This is a genomic window from Pseudomonas sp. KBN10P06128 (assembly GCF_037574945.1).
In the GTDB taxonomy this organism is placed as follows: Bacteria; Pseudomonadota; Gammaproteobacteria; order Pseudomonadales; family Pseudomonadaceae; genus Pseudomonas; species Pseudomonas aeruginosa.
In genome coordinates, this window is record NZ_JBBELR010000001.1 from 2,265,120 (window position 1) to 2,279,866 (window position 14,747).

Genomic DNA, 14,747 nt, shown 5'->3' on the forward strand with positions numbered 1-14,747 from the left:
AGGCTGGTGCGCAGGCAGCATAACCCGCCACGGCCAGCGCGGAGAGGCGTCAGGCTCGACGGGGACGCCAGGAGCGACGACGAAGGGGCTGGCGCTGGCGGCCGAACCAGCGCCAGCGGTTGCGCCGTAGCGCCTCGTGGCACTCGTCGCGCAGCCAGGCTGGCAGCAGGCGCAGCCAGCGCAGGTGACGCCAGGGGCCCGGCAACAGGCGCAGCACCTCGAGCAGGGCATCGTTGTCGTCGCAGGCGTAGGCGCCGTCGACGAACAGCCAGGTGTCGAAATGATCGGGTGCCAGCCCGAACCAATCGAGAATCGCCAGGCCTTCGGCGGACTGCGCGGCAAGCAGCCTCAGCCGGTGGTCGGCGCGGCGTGCCAGGAAACCGCTCCAGAGCGTGCAGAAGCGGCAGTGCTGGTCGTACAACACGACCTTGTCGCCGGGCTGGAGGTACGGCGGCAGTGACATGAGGGGCCCCCTTGGGTTCGGCTTTGTGCGCAAGCCCGGAACCGTAACGGCGGGAAGGGAGGACGACTAGTCGGTGTGCTGTCAGAGTTTTCTTTCTGTGCGGTCATCGATTCGTCTTTCGCCGGACGGCGCCGGGCAACGCGCCATTCCTCTTCCTGAAGGACGATGCTGCGCCTGCCCGGTTTAAGTTCGATGACGCCGGGACGAGCGGGAGATGTCCCCGTCCGTGGAGCACGGACGGGGCGCGGCGGAGAATCAGCGGGCGAACGCTTCGAGAAGGGTCTTGGCGGCCAGCTTGCCAAGGTTGTTGGAGGCCAGCGGGCTGTCGCCGGTGAGCAGCTTGCGGTCGCGGTGGACCTGGCCGGTGATGCCCTTGTTGAGGATCTTCACCCCGAGCTTCTGCAGGTTCTCGCCCACCAGCCAGGGCAGCGGGCCCGGCATGTAGCCGATCTCCAGGTTGGCGCCGGTGTCCAGGGCGTCAGGGAACACGCAGATCTCGTAGCCCTTGAACGGGTAGTCCTCCGGCTTCTCCTCGACCGCCGGTGCCAGCAGGCAGGCCGGACCGTGGCAAAGGGTGATGATGTAGCGGTCCTTGGCGAGGAAGGCATTGAGCAGCCGTTTCACCTCCCGGCTGTGCGGAATGCCCGCCAGCACGCCGTGGCCGCCGGGAACGAACACCGCGGCGTACGGCGAGTCGTCGGCGACGGCCTGCTCCAGGAGGTCGGCGAGCTTCTGCGGCGCTTTCAGCTTGGGCAGGTACTTCGCGTAGATGCTCTTCACTGCCTCGTCCTCGCCGGGCATCGCCCACATCTCCAGCTTCACCGGGTTGCCGGAGAGCGTGGCGACATCGAACTCGAAGCCGGCCTTGTCCAGGTGGTACATCGGCAGGAGCATTTCCACCGGGTGGTTGCCGGTGGAGAACATGCTGCCGTTCTGCATCAGGATGTAGCGTTCGTCGGTACCGATCATCAGCACCTTCTTGCCGCCCTTGTACGGGGTCGGGTAGTCGGCGCCGTCGAAGTCGGTCTTCGCCGAGGTGTACTGGCTCAGGGAATAGGGCGAGGGAAAGAACGCGTTGTGCTCGGCGTGGTCGGGCGTCGGGGTTCTGCTGGTGTCGCGCTCGTTGCTCATGGCTCGTTCCTTTCTGCGTGATGGAGGTCGCACCAAGACCATAGGCGGGGTCGCCGGCCGGCGAAATAGGGGAAATCCCCTAACCCACGATCGGTCGCCTGAGGGTTTTCCCCTATGGGCTTTTGCCGGCAAGCCGGGGATCATGCGGGAAAAGCCAGGAACGTCCGCTCCATGACCGACTACGCCAGCCTTCTCTTCGACAGCGTCGCCCGGCTGCGCAAGGCCGCTACCACCGAGGCAGTCTGCCGCGAGATGGTGGAGTTCGCCGCACGCCTGGGCTTCGACCGGGTGATCGTCTGCAGCCTGTTCCCCCGCCCCGGCGAGGACGAACTGATCGACGAGCTGTTCTTCGTCCATGGCGACTGGGCCGAGGGGCGCAGCGCCCAGGAGCGAGACGCCTATCTTCTGCACTGTCCGGTCACCCGGCACATCCTCGAACTGGACGAGCCGTTCTTCTGGTCGAAGAGCCCCTCGGAGGATCCCGAGCGCATGACCTACCGCATCGTCCGTGGGGTCCGCGACCTCGGCCAGGTCAATGGCATGCAGGTGCCGGTGTTCGGCCGCAATGGCCTGGAGGGCGCGGTGTCTTTTGCCGGCGAGCGGCTGGACCTGAATGCCGGTTGCAAGCTCGCCGCCCAGGCCTTCTGCCCGATCCTGTTCTTCGCCCTGAAACGCCTGCGCGGCCCTGTGTCGGCGGGCGATGCGCAAGCGCTCAGCGAGCGCGAGCGGGAAGTCCTGCAATGGATCGCCCTGGGCAAGCAGCAGGCGGAGGTGGCGGCGATCCTTATGATTTCCGAGCGCACCGTGGAGAATCACCTGCGTGCCGCCCGCCGCCGTCTCGGCGCGGCGTCCACCGCCCAGGCGGTGGCGCGGGCGCTGCGCCTGGGCGATATCGAGGTCTGAGCGGCCTCAGGGAGCGGACGTGAGGACGATCTTGCCGATGTGCTGGCCGGAGTCCATCAGTTCGTGGGCCTGGCGCGCCTGCTCCAGGGGGAAGGTGCGGAACACTTGCGGCCGGACAGCGCCGGCGCGCACGTGCGGCCAGACCTGGCGCTCCAGTTCGGCGATGATCGCGCCTTTCTCGTCGTGGCTTCGCGAGCGCAGGGTCGAGCCAAGATGGACCAGGCGCTTGCTCAGCATCGGGAACAGGTCGACTTCTGCGGCCTTGCCCTTGATCACGCCGATCTGCACGATCCGTCCGTTCATCGCCGCCGCCTGATAGTTCCGCGTCACATAGTCGCCGGCAACGATATCGACGATCACATCGACCCCGCGACCTTCGGTGCCGCGCAGCACTTCCTCGACGAAGTCCTGCTCGGTGTAGTCGATCGCCAGGTCAGCGCCGAGGCGCAGGCTGGCCTCGCGCTGGGCCTCGCTGGATATCGTGGTGAAGATCTTCGCCGCGCCGAAGGCCTTGCCCAGCATGGTCGCGGTGGTGCCGATGCCGGAGGCGCCACCGTGGACCAGCAGCGTCTCGCCGGCCTTGAAGCCACCGCGCTGGAACAGGTTGACCCAGACGGTCATGAAGGTTTCCGGCAGCGCCGCCGCTTCCTCCATGCCCAGGCCGTCGGGCAGGTGCAGGGTGGTGCGCTCGTCGGCCACCGCGAACTGCGCGTAGCCGCCGCCGGGAATCAACGCCATCACCGCCTCGCCGACGGCGAAGCGGCTGACCTCGCTGCCGACCGCCCGCACCGTGCCGGCGATTTCCAGGCCGGGAATGTCCGAGGCGCCGGGCGGCGGGTCGTACACGCCCTTGCGCTGAAGCACGTCGGGACCGTTGACGCCGGCGGCGCGGACTTCGACCAGAACCTCGCGCGGGCCGGGCGTCGGCAGCGGCCGGCTGGTCGCCACCAGTACCTCGGGGCCGCCGGGCCGGGCGATCTCGATGGCGGTCATTCGTTCGGGAAATCGGTTCGTGCTGCTCATCGCATGCTCCTGGGAAAGTGGTTCGGACCTGGTTCGCATGGTAATCAGCGCGGATGCCGTGGTCGCGCAGCGCTTTTTCATTAGACTGATGCGAAAATGCATCAGGACAACCGCCATGAATTGGGACGACACCCGCGTCTTCCTCGCGCTCTGCCGCGAGCACACCCTGCGCGGCGCCGCCCGCGCGCTTCACATCGACCAGGCCACGGTGGGCCGGCGGCTGGCGTCGCTGGAGGCGGCGCTGGGCTCGACCCTGTTCCTGCGCACCTCGTCCGGCTACCTGCTGACCCCGGCCGGCGAGGCGGCCTTCGAACTGGCCGAGAAGATGGAGTGCTCGGCCCTGGAGCTGCTGCGGCGGACCCGCGGGATGGACCACCGACTGTCCGGCGAGGTGCGGTTGTCCACCACCGACTCCCTGGCCGTCGACTTCGTGCTACCCGCCCTGGCCCGCCTGCACCTTGAACACCCGGATATCCGCGTGCTGCTCGACAGCGCTTCGGCCGTGGTCGACCTGCCCAAACGCGAGACCGACATCGCGATTCGCACCCTGCGGCCGGAAAATCCCGATTTGATCCTGAGAAAACTCGCCAGTTGGCCCATGGGCCTGTTCGCTTCCGCGGACTACCTGCGGCGTAACGGCGTGCCGGTGCCCGGCGAGCGTTTCCGCGGCCACGACCTGGTGATGTACGAACCCTATTGGCACAGCCAGCGCGAACTGACCCTGGGCGGCGAGCCGATCCGCGACGGCCGGGTGGTCATCGCGGTGAATTCCAACATGATGGTGCGCCAGGCCCTGGCGCGTGGCCTGGGGCTCTGCGAGCTGCCGCTGTACATGGGCGAGCGCGACGGACTGGTGCGGGTCTGGCCGCAGCGCGAGCGACGCCGGCCATACGAGGTGTGGATGGTTACCCACAAGGACCTGCGCCACACCGCGCGGGTCCGCGCGGTGATCGAGCGGCTGGTGGAGGCGTTCGCCGAAGCGCCGGCCTGAGCCTGCAACGCCGGCGCCGGGTTCCGGTCGAATGCGGCGGCGCGCCGCGGAATCGCGCATCATAGGCGCCATCAGATCGAGGAGATTTCCATGGCAATCCCAAGCATCCCGCGTTTGGCCGTACTGACGCTCGGACTGGCGCTCGCAGCGGCCGCCAGTGCCGCCGACGAGGCGCAACTGGTCGAGGCGATCAACGCCTACCGTGGCCAGGTGCAGTCCTGCGGCGGGCAGGCCAGCGGCGAACTGCCGCCGCTGGCCGCCGATCCGCGCCTGGCCTTGCCGGTGAATGCCGCCGGCGACCTGCAGCAGGCGATGGCGCAGGCCGCCTACCCGATGGTCAACGTGCAGTCGATCAGCCTTTCCGGGCCGCGCGATGCCGGCGCGGCGATGAAGGCGCTGCAGGAAAGCTTCTGCCGCGTGGTGCTCGACCCGCAATTCGTCGACGTCGGCGTCAGCCGCCAGGACCGCGACTGGCGCATCGTCCTCGCCCGGCCATTGCTGCGCGGCGGCATGGGCGATTGGCAGGCGGAAGGGCAGAAGCTCCTGGAACGGATCAACGCCGCCCGCGGGCAAGCCCGCCAGTGCGGTGGCAAGCCCTACGCAGCGGCCCAGCCGCTGGCCTGGAACGCCACCCTTGGCGGCGCCGCCGAAGCGCATTCGCGGGCGATGGCCAACGGCAACTTCTTCGACCACCTCGACCGCGACGGCCGCACCCCCGGCGACCGCGCCGAGCTGGCCGGCTACAGCGGCGGGCTGATTGGCGAAAACATCGCCGCCGGCCAGGACGGGGTGGACAAGGTGGTCGATGGCTGGCTGGCCAGCCCGGGCCACTGCGCCAACCTGATGAACCCCGGCTACCGCGAGCTGGGCGCGGCCTACGCCACCGATCCGAAGAGCGACGCAGGAATCTACTGGACGGCCATGTTCGGTTCGCCCTGAAGTCCTCCGCGCCCGGAGCTGACGAAGGGCTGGGCGCCTTCCGCAAACGAAAAACCCGGCGCCATGGCGCCGGGTTCCCTTTCAGCCTGTCCCGCCCTCAATGCGGCGCATTGAGAGTCAGGCGCATGTGCCGGTTGACATCCTTGTACAGCAGGTAGCGGAAGCGCCCCGGGCCGCCCGAATAGCAGGCCTGCGGGCAGAAGGCGCGCAGCCACATGAAGTCGCCGGCCTCCACCTCGACCCAGTCCTGGTTCAGGCGGTACACCGCCTTGCCTTCCAGCACGTACAGGCCGTGCTCCATCACGTGGGTCTCGGCGAAGGGGATCACGCCGCCCGGCTCGAAGTTGACGATGTTGACGTGCATGTCGTGGCGCATGTCGCTCATGTCGACGAAGCGGGTGGTGCTCCAGCGGCCTTCGGTGTCCGGCATCACCAGCGGCTGGATGTCCTGCTCGTTGGTGACGAAGGCTTCCGGCAGCGGTACGCCGTCGACCTTCTGGTAGTGCTTGCGGATCCAGTGGAAGCGGGTGTGCTGGCCGGTGGTATTGCGCACCTTGTAGTCGGCGCCCGGCGGAATGAAGGCGTAGCCGCCCGGCTGCATGGCGTGGACCTGGCCCTGCAGGGTCAGGCTCAGCTCGCCTTCGACGACGAACAGCACGGCCTCGGCGTTGGGATCCTGCTCCGGTTTGTCGCTGCCGCCGTTGGGCGCCAGTTCGACGATGTACTGCGAGAAGGTCTCGGCGAAGCCGGACAGCGGGCGGGCGATCACCCACATGCGCATGTTGTCCCAGAACGGCAGGTGGCTGGTGACGATATCGCGCATCACCCCCTTGGGAATCACGGCATAGGCTTCGGTGAACATCGCCCGGTCGGTGAGCAGCTCGGTCTGTGCCGGGTGCCCGCCGTGCGGCGCGTAGTAGCTGGACTTGGACATGGAGCGTTTCCTCGTTGTTGTCTTGCTGCCGGCGCACGCGCCGCCGGAGCGAAACGGGCGGGCGCGAGCCGTTGCTGACGGCAACGATATCCAGCGCCTGGCGCATGCACAAATTAAATGTTGGAATCCAGTATATTCATTTTTCGAATGCGGGCCGGCTCCGGGTATCTTCCGCCAGCACCCGCGACAGCACGCGCGCCAGCGCCTTCACCATCGGATCCGCCGCCGGCCGGTGCAGCAGCGCCACTTCGAACACGTCCACCGCCGGCAGCCCGGCGTTCTTCGGCAGCACCGCATGGCCTGCGCTCACCGCGCGCAGCGGCAGCAGGCCGATGCCCATGCCGTCGGCGATGGCCGATTGCAGGCCGCTGAGGCTGGAACTGGTGAAGCTGATGTGCCAGCGCCGGCCGACCGCTTCCAGGGCGGCGATCATCTCGTCGCGGTAGACCCCGCGCGGCGGGAAGGTGACGATGGGCAGCGGGTCGAGGTCGATGCAGGGGTTCCTGGCGCTGTCCACCCAGCATGTCTTTTCCGGCCAGCAGGCCAGTGCCTCGCGGCTGGCGCGTCGCTGCTTGAGCAGCACCAGGTCCAGTTCGCCGCGGTCGTAGCTGGCGCTGAGGTCGCGGCTCATGCCGCTGGTGACTTCCAGCTTGACCTGTGGATAACGCCGGTTGAAGGCCGCCAGTCGCTCGGTGGTACGGCCGGCGGCGAAGTCGTCCGGCACGCCGATGCGCACCGTCAGCGCCACCGTGGCGCCGGACAGGGCTTCGGCCAGTTCGTCGTTCAGCGCCAGCAGGCGACGGGCGTAGCCGAGCAGCGTATCGCCGGCGTCGGTCGGCAACACGTCGCGGTTGCCGCGCTCCAGCAGGCGGTGTCCGGCCATTTCCTCCAGGCGGCGAACCTTCTGGCTGACGGTCGACTGGATCGAGTGCAGGCGCGCGGCGGCAGTGGTGAAGCTGCCGCAGTCGGCCACCGTGACGATGGCGCGGAGCAGGTCGAGGTCGAACAGGCGGCTATTCGATTTTTCACTGTCGCTCATGGTCGTATCGCATTTTCGAATGTCGTCGCCGCTTTTAGCAGGCCGTGCCGTCAGCGGCAACCGCTCAGCGTCGACGCAGCGTGCCCAGCGGTCGACCAATGCGCTGGAAGCGGCGGGAAACCCGCCAGGCGGTCATGCATGCGCCAGGAACAGGACTGCGGAGCGCTACTCGGGCACCTCGACGTTGACCTGTAGCGCGTCGTGGCGCCAGTACTCCAGGTCGCAGTCGATCAGGCGGCCCGCCTGGTCGCGGTTGACCCGCACGATCTGTAGCGCCGGGCTACCCACCGAGACCCGCAGCGGCCCGGCGGCCTCCGCCGGGAGGATGGTCGGGACCATCTCGAAGCGCACCCGGCCGTAGCGGATGCCGTAGTGGTTGGCGTAGAGATCGGTCAGCGAGCGAGTCAGGTCGAAGCGCTCGATGCCGGGAAAGTAGGCGGGATTCAGGTAGTGCTCGACGTACAGCACCAGCCGCCCGTCGACCCGCCGCGCCCGGCGGATCTGGAACACCCGCGACAGCGCCGGCAGCTCCAGGCGCTGGCAGATGTCGACGCTGGCCGGGATCATCGCCGCGCCGAGCACCTCGGTCTCCGGCACCCGGCCCTGGTCGGCGACCATCGCGTGGAAGTGGCTGCGCACCAGCGGGTTGTACAGCAGCCGCTGCGGCGAGACGAACCAGCCGCGGCGTTCCTCGCGGTAGATCAGGCCCTGGTCCTCCAACTGGCCGAGCGCCTCGCGCAGGGTGATGCGGGTGGTCGAGAACAGCTCGCTCAACTGCCGTTCGCTGGGCAGCTTGCTGCCGCGCGCGAGCAGGCCGCGCTCGATCTGCTCGCGCAGGGACTGGTAGATCACCGTCAGGGGTCGGGACGGCTCGTCGCGCATATCGACGCTTCTCCGCTGGGGCTCCGGGGGGCTACAGGGTAATGCTTCCGGGCCGCCGGCGGTATAGCGCGGCGCGCCTTCTCAGCGCCATTGCAGCACCGGCCAGCCGGCCTCGCGGGCGTGCCCGAGCAGCGCCGGGTCGGGGTTCACCGTGTGCGGCCGGTCGACCCGCGAGAGCAGCGGCAGGTCGTTGCGCGAGTCGGAATAGAAGGTCGCGCCGGCCAGCGTCTCGCCCTCCTGGGCCAGCCAGGCGTCGAGGCGACGGACCTTGCCCTCGCGGTAGGTGAGGGTGCCGCGGGTGCGCCCGGTGTAGAGGCCGTCGCGCTCCTCGATGTCGATCGCCAGCACCTCGTCCACCCCCAGCCGGCGGCCGATGGCGCTGACCAGGAAGTGCGCCGAGGCGGAGATGATCAGCAGGCGGTCGCCGGCCTGGCGGTGGCGTTCCAGGCAGCGCACGGCGTCGGCGTGGATGCGCGGCGCAACGATCCGCGCGACGAAATCCTCGACGGCGCCGGCGATCTCCGCCGGGGTGCGGCCGGCGATGGGCGCCAGGCTGAAGTCCATGTAGTCCTCCATGGCCAGCCGGCCCTCGGCATAGAGTTCCATGAGGCGGCGTTCCTGGTGCAGGAAGGCGGTCTTCTCGACCCAGCCCAGTTCGGTCATGTAGCGCCCCCAGAGGGTCGCGCAGTCGCCGTCGATCAGGGTGTCGTCGAGGTCGAAGAGGGCAAGTGGCATAGGCGGTTCCTTGTTCGCTAGGGATTGGCCCGGCACGCCTGGCGCCGGGCGATGGTTCGGCGAGGTTTCAACGCGGCTTGCCGGCCGCCAGCAGCGGCCCGCCGGCATGCGCCTTCGGTTCGACGCGGCACGCGCCTGGCCGGCTGTTCCAGAACGGCACCAGCAGCAGGCTGGCGAGCAGCGCGGTGGCGGTGAACACGAAGAACACCGTGAGGGTGTCGAAGTAGCCCGGCAGCAGGCCGCCGAGGATCGCCCCGACCGAGCCGCAGCCGTTGACGAAGCCGGTGGCGGTGCCGGCCGCCTCGCTGGTGCCGAAGTCGATGGCGGCGGCGCCGCTGATCATCGAGTCCGGCCCGTAGAGGGTGACGCCCATCATGAACAGCAGGCCGACCACCAGGTACAGGCTGCCGCTCTGCATCGCCGGGACGAACAGCGCCAGGCTCAGGGTCAGCGCCGCCAGGCTGAGCACACAGGCCGGCATGCGGCGGGCGCCGAACAGCTTGTCCGAGGCCAGGCCGATGAGGATCGGCCCGGCCAGCCCGGCGACCTCGAAGGCCGAAGGCACGATGGCCGAGGCGACCTTGCCGATCTCCGGCATGCGTTCGTAGATGATCACCGGGCCCCAGAGCAGGATCGCGTAGCGCGCCGGCTTGAGCAGGAAGTAGGCGATGCCGAGGACCAGCACGTGGGGATTCCTGAGCGCCTTCAGCAGGGCGCCGGAATGGCTCGGCCGGGGCGCGTTGGCGGGGGGCGCGGCCTCGGCCTCCACGGGCGGCAGGCCGACGTCCTGCGGACGGTTGCGCTGGAGGAAGAAGAACAGCACGGCCACCGCCAGCACCACTCCCGCCGAGGACAGGAAGGCCATGCGCCAGTCATGCGTCAACCGGTAGGCGCACCAGCCGGCGAACGGCGTCGCCACCAGCCCGCCGAAGGCGTAGCAGGTACTCCACAGGCCGAGCACGCGGCCTCGCTCGTAGGTGGCGAAGAAGGCGCCGATGTTCTTGCACAGCCCCGACCAGCCGGTGGACTGCGCCAGGCCCTGGACCACCATGCAGGCGGCGAAGATCGGCAGGGTGGCGAAGGTACCCATCGCCAGCGCCGCCAGCGCCGAGGTGAGCAAACCGCCGAGCACCACCACGCGGGTGCCGAAGCGGTCGGCGAACACCCCCCACATGAACTGGCCCACGGCGTAGGCGGCCAGGTAGAGGGCATCGAGATCGGCCATGGCGCTCTTGTCGAGTTCGAAGGAGGGGTCTTCGGCGATGCCGAGCTTGGCCACCGAGAAGGCCTTGCGGGTGAAGTAGAAGGCGGCGTAGGCCAGCCAGGTGATGACGAAGATCTGGATGCGCCAGCGCTGGAGCGATTGCCAGCCACGGTGCAGGGTACCGTTGTGGTTGTTCATGTGGGTCCCTATGGGTCTAGACAGTGCGGGGAGGTTGTTCTTGTTGTGCTGCTGCAAAGCTGTCCGGATGCATGGTCTAGGCCAGATGCCTTTTCCATGGCTTTTTTCGTGCGCAAGGTTGGCTGTCGGCGCGCTCCTGCTCGGTCCTGCCGAGGCTGAGATGGATTGTGAAGGTGTGGCGGCGGTGCGTGGCGCCGATCCGGTCAGGCTGGGCCGGCTGGCGAAGGTCAATCTAGCACCGGGTATTTTTATGGTATAGACCAAAAATAGAGCGAAACCATTCGATTTTTTCGAGGGATTGCCCGGTATTGGTGCGTTTTCTTGTCCTGGTTGCACCTTTGGGCGGGACTTTTCCGCGTATTTTCAAGAAATTGGAATAGACCAGATTTTCGATGATGTGCCAGCGCCTCTGGCGCGTCGTGCGCCGCCGCTGGATGGCCGTGTGTCGCGGCGCTCGGCTAGACTGCGGGACCTCGCGCCGGATCGGACCGCCATGCTGAGAAACGTCACCGACCTAGACCTGCGTCTGTTGCGCATCTTCGCCTGCGTGGTGAAGTGCGGCGGTTTCACCGCGGCCCAGGCCGAGCTGAACATGAGCCAGTCGAACATCAGCATGCACATCGCCAGCCTGGAGAAGCGCCTCGGCTACCGGCTCTGCGAGCGCGGCAAGGGCGGCTTCCGACTGACCGCCAAGGGCCGCCGGGTGCTGGAGGCTTCGCGAACGATGTTCGACGCCATCGGCCTGTTTCGCGACCAGGCGCAGGCGTTGTCCGGACGTTTGGTCGGGGAACTGTACCTGGGCCTGGCGGACAATCTCGCGACCTTGCCCCAGGCCCGTTTCGGCGATGCGCTGGCGCGCTTCCAGCGGCGCGACCAGGATGTCCAGCTGAACCTTTTCGTCAATTCGCCCACCGAGCTGGAACTGGCGGTGATCGAAGGCGAGCTGGACCTGGCGATTTCCTATTTCAGCCGTTCGCGGCCGAGCCTCGAATACCGCCCGCTGTATCGCGAAGAGATTGGCGTGTTCTGTGGCGATCGCCATCCGCTGTTCGCCGAGGCGCAGCCGACCCTGGAGCGGATCGCCGCCTGCGACTGGGTGATGCACGGCTTCCTGCCGGAAAACCTGGTCCTGCCGCTACGCCCGTCGCGCAGCCGCGCCACCGCCTACCACATGGAAGCGGTCGCCCATGCCGTGCTGGCCGGCACCCACCTGGGCTACCTGCCGACCCATTACGCCGAAGCCTGGATCGAGCGCGGGCGGATGCGCGCGCTGTTGCCGGAGCGGCTGAGCTACCCGGTGGAGCACAGCATGATCGTCTATGCCGGACGCCCCCTCAGCGAAGCCGCCCGCGCCTTCATCGACGACCTGCTGCAGGTCCACGGCCTGGCGTCCTGAGCGCTCAGGCGAGAGTCCCGGCCACCGCTTGGCGGTAGATGCGCGCATAATCCCGGGCATCGAGCGGCAGGGCGTTGGTCGCCGAGGAGGACAGGTCGGCCAGCGCCTGCTCGCCCACCCATTGCGCGTCCTCGCCGTCCAGGCCGAGGGCGGCGAGGTTCGCCGGGATGCCGATGCGCGCGCGCAGTTCGAGGATCCACGCCAGCAGGCCGTCGAAGCTCGCTTCGTCGAGTTCCAGGTAGCGCGCCAGGCGCGCGGCGTCGGCTTCTATCGCCGGGCGGTTGGCCAGCAGAACGTAGGGCAGCAGCACGGCGTTCAGCAGGCCGTGGTGCAGGTGATGGCGAGCGCCCAGCGGGTGGGCCAGGGCGTGGACCCCGCCAAGCCCCTTCTGGAATGCCACTGCGGCGCTGGCCGAGGCTACCAGCATGCCTTCCCGGGCGGCGAGGTCGTTGCCGTCGCGCACGGCGTTTTCCAGGTGCTGCCTGACCAGGCGCACGCCTTCCAGGGCGATGCCCGCCGACATCGGATGGTAGAGCGGCGAGAACAGCGCCTCCAGGTGATGGGTGAGGGCGTCCATGCCGGTGGCGGCGCTCAGCGCCGGCGGCAACCCGCGGGTCAGGCGCGGGTCGAGGAATACGCAGGCGGCCAGCAGCTCGCGGTGGCCGACGACCCGCTTGATGCCCAGTTGCGTGTCGGTCAGCACCGCCTCGCGTCCCAGTTCCGAGCCGGTGCCGGCGGTCGTGGGCAGCGCCAGCAGCGGCGGCAGGCCGAGCAGCGGGTAGTCGGCGAGGGTCGGATAGCTGCGCAGCGTCTGCGTCCATTCGAAGCGTTCGAGGCCGTGCGGATCGCGGCTGAGCAGGGCGATTCCCTTGGCCGCGTCGAGGGCGCTGCCGCCGCCGAGGGCGATCAGCGCGTCATGCCCGCCGGCCTCGAAGCGCCTGGCGCCGCCCTGGACTTCAGCGAGGCTGGGGTTGCTCGACAGTTCGTGGAACAGGTCATGGTCGATGCCGGCGCGTTCCAGGCACTCGCGCACCAGGCGCAGGGGCTCCAGGGCGAGCATGCCGGGATCGGTGACCAGCAGGGGCCGGCGCGCGCCCGCCAGCGCGCAACGCCTCGGCAGTTGTTCCAGGGCGCCGACGCCGCAGAGGATATCGGTGGGGTAGTTCCAGTAATGCAGGTCGCTCATGGCGATGCTCCGTGAAAGCAGGATGAGCCGGGCCCCGCCGGGCGCGAAGCCAGCGTGCGAGAACAACCGGAGGAGGCGCCGGAACGGCCGGCGCGTGCGGGTCAGTCCGCCGGCGGAGCGGCGAAGCTGAGGCTGGTGGCGATGCGCCGATGCGGCTTGGCGATGACCATGTAGAGCAGACCGAACGCGGCCAGCGCGGAGAACACCACGACCACCGCCCAGACCTGGAACCAGGGCGCGTCGGGCGGGGCGAGGCTGGCCCGCGGCCAGGCGACGTTGAGCGCCTCGAACGACAGCCAGGCGACTGCCAGGACGTTCACCGCCAGCCCCGCGCGTCCCAGGCGCAAGGCGCCCTTGTCCGGGTCCCAGCGGCCGACGAGGCGGGCCCAGAGGGCGCAGGCGGTGACGATCAGGAAGACCACGAAGAAACCGCCGCTGCCGAACGCGATCAGCGTGCCGACCGCCGTGGCGTTCAGCCCCAGGGCCAGGCCGAGGCTGGCCAGCAGCGTGCTGCAGACCATCGCCGCCATCGGCACCTTGCGCCGGTCGACCCGGCGTAGCAGGGCGGAGCCGGGCAGGATGGCGTCGCGCGCCATGCCGAAGATCGCCCGGCCGATGTAGGTCTGCACCGACACCACGCAGGCGACGAAGGCGATCAGCACCACTGCGACGAAGGGCCGTTCGGCCCAGGCGCCGAAGGCGTCCACCACCGCCGGGGTGACCGGGTCGACCACCTGGCCGCTGATCACCGCGCCGATGTCCTGGTAGGACAGGGTCACGGCGAAGGCGGTGAGCATCACGGTGAATCCCACCACCAGCATCGAGCGCAGGATCGCCCGGGGAGTGGAGACGCGGGCATCGGTGGTTTCCTCGGAAATCTGCGAGCAGGCGTCGAAGCCGAGGAAAGCCCAGCCGCCCACCGCCAGCGCGGTCAGCACGCCGTCCAGGTAGGCGCCGTCCGCACCGCCTGTGCCGCCCGGGCCGCTGAACAGCAGGTCGAGCGGATGGTTGCGGAAGAACAGCAGCAACAGCACGCCGATGCCGATGGAGGCGATGGCCTCGGCGACGATCCCAGCATTGACGAAGTACTTCAGCGGGTTGATCCCCAGCAGGTTCACCGCCAGGCCCAGCGCCAGCAGCAGCGCGCCGCAGAGCACCTGGCCGTTGGCCGACGGCGGCGCGCCGGTCGCCAGCAGGCCGAGCCAGAAGCCGCCGAGGTAGGCCACGGTGGTCAGCGAGGCCAGCGCCGAAGCCAGGTAGAGGAAGCCGGTGAACCAGGCCAGGCGGTCGCCCACCAGGCGCCGCACCCACTGGTAGCAGCCGCCGGCCAGCGGAAACTGCGAGGACAGCTCGGCGTAGACCAGCGCCACGCCGAACTGCAGCAGCAGGCACAGCGGCACCACCCAGACCCAGGAGGGGCCCATGCTCATGGCGCCGAGGGACATCACCGAGTAGATGCCCACCACCGGCGAGATGGTGGCGAAGCCGACGGAAAAGGACGACCACAGGCTCAGCCCGCGCTCCAATTCCTGGCGATAGCCGTGGGCCGCCAGCAGGCGTTCGTCGCGGGAGGTATCGCGGAGATCAGTCATGGCGGTCTCCGGGCGAGCGCTGCGGGGAAGGGGAAAGGCGGATGCCACCGATGCGATGGGTGAGCATGGAGAGTCCTCGTCGGCTATTGGAATTGTTATGGCCGCTTCCGGGACGAGCGAAAGCGTGGCAG

The 14,747-nt window shown here is 68.6% G+C and carries 14 protein-coding genes; 4 read left to right on the forward strand and 10 right to left on the reverse strand.

What is annotated here, in order from left to right:
- Window positions 1-49 precede the first annotated feature (49 nt).
- Together VQ065_RS10840 and hchA are read right to left on the reverse strand one after the other, a co-directional pair.
- Window positions 50-463 carry a thiol-disulfide oxidoreductase DCC family protein gene (locus VQ065_RS10840; RefSeq protein ID WP_003086516.1) on the reverse strand — a complete coding sequence of 138 codons (414 nt, stop codon included), beginning with the start codon at window positions 461-463 and terminating at the stop codon, window positions 50-52.
- A 255-nt stretch (window positions 464-718) separates the two neighbouring features.
- Window positions 719-1,594 (reverse strand): glyoxalase III HchA, encoded by an 876-nt coding sequence (gene hchA / locus VQ065_RS10845; protein WP_003086519.1) that lies wholly within the window; start codon window positions 1,592-1,594, stop codon window positions 719-721.
- A 171-nt stretch (window positions 1,595-1,765) separates the two neighbouring features.
- Between hchA and VQ065_RS10850 the strand changes: the two genes are divergently transcribed.
- Window positions 1,766-2,497, forward strand: coding sequence for a PA1136 family autoinducer-binding transcriptional regulator (locus VQ065_RS10850; RefSeq protein WP_003086520.1), 732 nt, complete (start codon window positions 1,766-1,768; stop codon window positions 2,495-2,497).
- Window positions 2,498-2,503: 6 nt separating this feature from the next.
- Here VQ065_RS10850 and VQ065_RS10855 read toward each other — a convergent pair whose 3' ends face one another.
- The gene (locus tag VQ065_RS10855; protein ID WP_014603663.1) at window positions 2,504-3,490 is read right to left on the reverse strand and encodes an NAD(P)H-quinone oxidoreductase; all 987 of its coding nucleotides are present in this window, start codon (window positions 3,488-3,490) and stop codon (window positions 2,504-2,506) included.
- Between the two features lie 145 nt (window positions 3,491-3,635).
- Here VQ065_RS10855 and VQ065_RS10860 point away from each other — a divergent pair, with 145 nt between their 5' ends.
- Together VQ065_RS10860 and VQ065_RS10865 are read left to right on the forward strand one after the other, a co-directional pair.
- Window positions 3,636-4,511, forward strand: a complete 876-nt coding sequence (locus VQ065_RS10860; protein ID WP_003086525.1) for a LysR family transcriptional regulator — start codon at window positions 3,636-3,638, stop codon at window positions 4,509-4,511.
- A 90-nt stretch (window positions 4,512-4,601) separates the two neighbouring features.
- Complete coding sequence (locus tag VQ065_RS10865) at window positions 4,602-5,450, forward strand: CAP domain-containing protein (RefSeq protein ID WP_003082304.1); 849 nt, start codon at window positions 4,602-4,604, stop codon at window positions 5,448-5,450.
- 97 nt (window positions 5,451-5,547) lie between these two features.
- On the opposite strand, the gene VQ065_RS10870 is transcribed toward VQ065_RS10865, so the two are convergent.
- The 5 genes from VQ065_RS10870 to VQ065_RS10890 form a co-directional block, all read right to left on the reverse strand.
- Complete coding sequence (locus VQ065_RS10870) at window positions 5,548-6,384, reverse strand: bifunctional allantoicase/(S)-ureidoglycine aminohydrolase (protein WP_003086528.1); 837 nt, start codon at window positions 6,382-6,384, stop codon at window positions 5,548-5,550.
- A 136-nt stretch (window positions 6,385-6,520) separates the two neighbouring features.
- Complete coding sequence (locus VQ065_RS10875; RefSeq protein WP_340080398.1) at window positions 6,521-7,423, reverse strand: LysR family transcriptional regulator; 903 nt, start codon at window positions 7,421-7,423, stop codon at window positions 6,521-6,523.
- A gap of 165 nt (window positions 7,424-7,588) precedes the next feature.
- Window positions 7,589-8,305 carry a UTRA domain-containing protein gene (locus tag VQ065_RS10880; RefSeq protein ID WP_003086532.1) on the reverse strand — a complete coding sequence of 239 codons (717 nt, stop codon included), beginning with the start codon at window positions 8,303-8,305 and terminating at the stop codon, window positions 7,589-7,591.
- Between the two features lie 81 nt (window positions 8,306-8,386).
- Window positions 8,387-9,040: an HAD family hydrolase gene (locus tag VQ065_RS10885; RefSeq protein ID WP_003086534.1), complete on the reverse strand. Its 654-nt coding sequence runs from the start codon at window positions 9,038-9,040 to the stop codon at window positions 8,387-8,389.
- A 67-nt stretch (window positions 9,041-9,107) separates the two neighbouring features.
- Entirely contained in the window at window positions 9,108-10,442 is a 1,335-nt protein-coding gene (locus tag VQ065_RS10890; RefSeq protein WP_003086536.1) for an MFS transporter, read from the reverse strand.
- A gap of 493 nt (window positions 10,443-10,935) precedes the next feature.
- On the opposite strand from VQ065_RS10890, the gene VQ065_RS10895 reads away from it, so the two are divergent.
- Window positions 10,936-11,838 carry a LysR family transcriptional regulator gene (locus tag VQ065_RS10895; protein ID WP_003086538.1) on the forward strand — a complete coding sequence of 301 codons (903 nt, stop codon included), beginning with the start codon at window positions 10,936-10,938 and terminating at the stop codon, window positions 11,836-11,838.
- 4 nt (window positions 11,839-11,842) lie between these two features.
- On the opposite strand, the gene VQ065_RS10900 is transcribed toward VQ065_RS10895, so the two are convergent.
- Window positions 11,843-13,024, reverse strand: a complete 1,182-nt coding sequence (locus VQ065_RS10900) for an iron-containing alcohol dehydrogenase (RefSeq protein ID WP_003086539.1) — start codon at window positions 13,022-13,024, stop codon at window positions 11,843-11,845.
- A gap of 101 nt (window positions 13,025-13,125) precedes the next feature.
- Entirely contained in the window at window positions 13,126-14,616 is a 1,491-nt protein-coding gene (locus VQ065_RS10905; RefSeq protein WP_003086540.1) for an APC family permease, read from the reverse strand.
- Window positions 14,617-14,747: the final 131 nt, after the last annotated feature.

Excerpts from the sequence above, each read along its gene's own strand:
- VQ065_RS10840 (WP_003086516.1), bottom strand. The coding sequence starts at position 463 with ATGTCACTGCCGCCGTACCTCCAGCCCGGCGACAAGGTCGTGTTGTAC.
- hchA (WP_003086519.1), bottom strand. The coding sequence starts at position 1,594 with ATGAGCAACGAGCGCGACACCAGCAGAACCCCGACGCCCGACCACGCC.
- VQ065_RS10850 (WP_003086520.1), top strand. The coding sequence starts at position 1,766 with ATGACCGACTACGCCAGCCTTCTCTTCGACAGCGTCGCCCGGCTGCGC.
- VQ065_RS10855 (WP_014603663.1), bottom strand. The coding sequence starts at position 3,490 with ATGACCGCCATCGAGATCGCCCGGCCCGGCGGCCCCGAGGTACTGGTG.
- VQ065_RS10860 (WP_003086525.1), top strand. The coding sequence starts at position 3,636 with ATGAATTGGGACGACACCCGCGTCTTCCTCGCGCTCTGCCGCGAGCAC.
- VQ065_RS10865 (WP_003082304.1), top strand. The coding sequence starts at position 4,602 with ATGGCAATCCCAAGCATCCCGCGTTTGGCCGTACTGACGCTCGGACTG.
- VQ065_RS10870 (WP_003086528.1), bottom strand. The coding sequence starts at position 6,384 with ATGTCCAAGTCCAGCTACTACGCGCCGCACGGCGGGCACCCGGCACAG.
- VQ065_RS10875 (WP_340080398.1), bottom strand. The coding sequence starts at position 7,423 with ATGAGCGACAGTGAAAAATCGAATAGCCGCCTGTTCGACCTCGACCTG.
- VQ065_RS10880 (WP_003086532.1), bottom strand. The coding sequence starts at position 8,305 with ATGCGCGACGAGCCGTCCCGACCCCTGACGGTGATCTACCAGTCCCTG.
- VQ065_RS10885 (WP_003086534.1), bottom strand. The coding sequence starts at position 9,040 with ATGCCACTTGCCCTCTTCGACCTCGACGACACCCTGATCGACGGCGAC.
- VQ065_RS10890 (WP_003086536.1), bottom strand. The coding sequence starts at position 10,442 with ATGAACAACCACAACGGTACCCTGCACCGTGGCTGGCAATCGCTCCAG.
- VQ065_RS10895 (WP_003086538.1), top strand. The coding sequence starts at position 10,936 with ATGCTGAGAAACGTCACCGACCTAGACCTGCGTCTGTTGCGCATCTTC.
- VQ065_RS10900 (WP_003086539.1), bottom strand. The coding sequence starts at position 13,024 with ATGAGCGACCTGCATTACTGGAACTACCCCACCGATATCCTCTGCGGC.
- VQ065_RS10905 (WP_003086540.1), bottom strand. The coding sequence starts at position 14,616 with ATGACTGATCTCCGCGATACCTCCCGCGACGAACGCCTGCTGGCGGCC.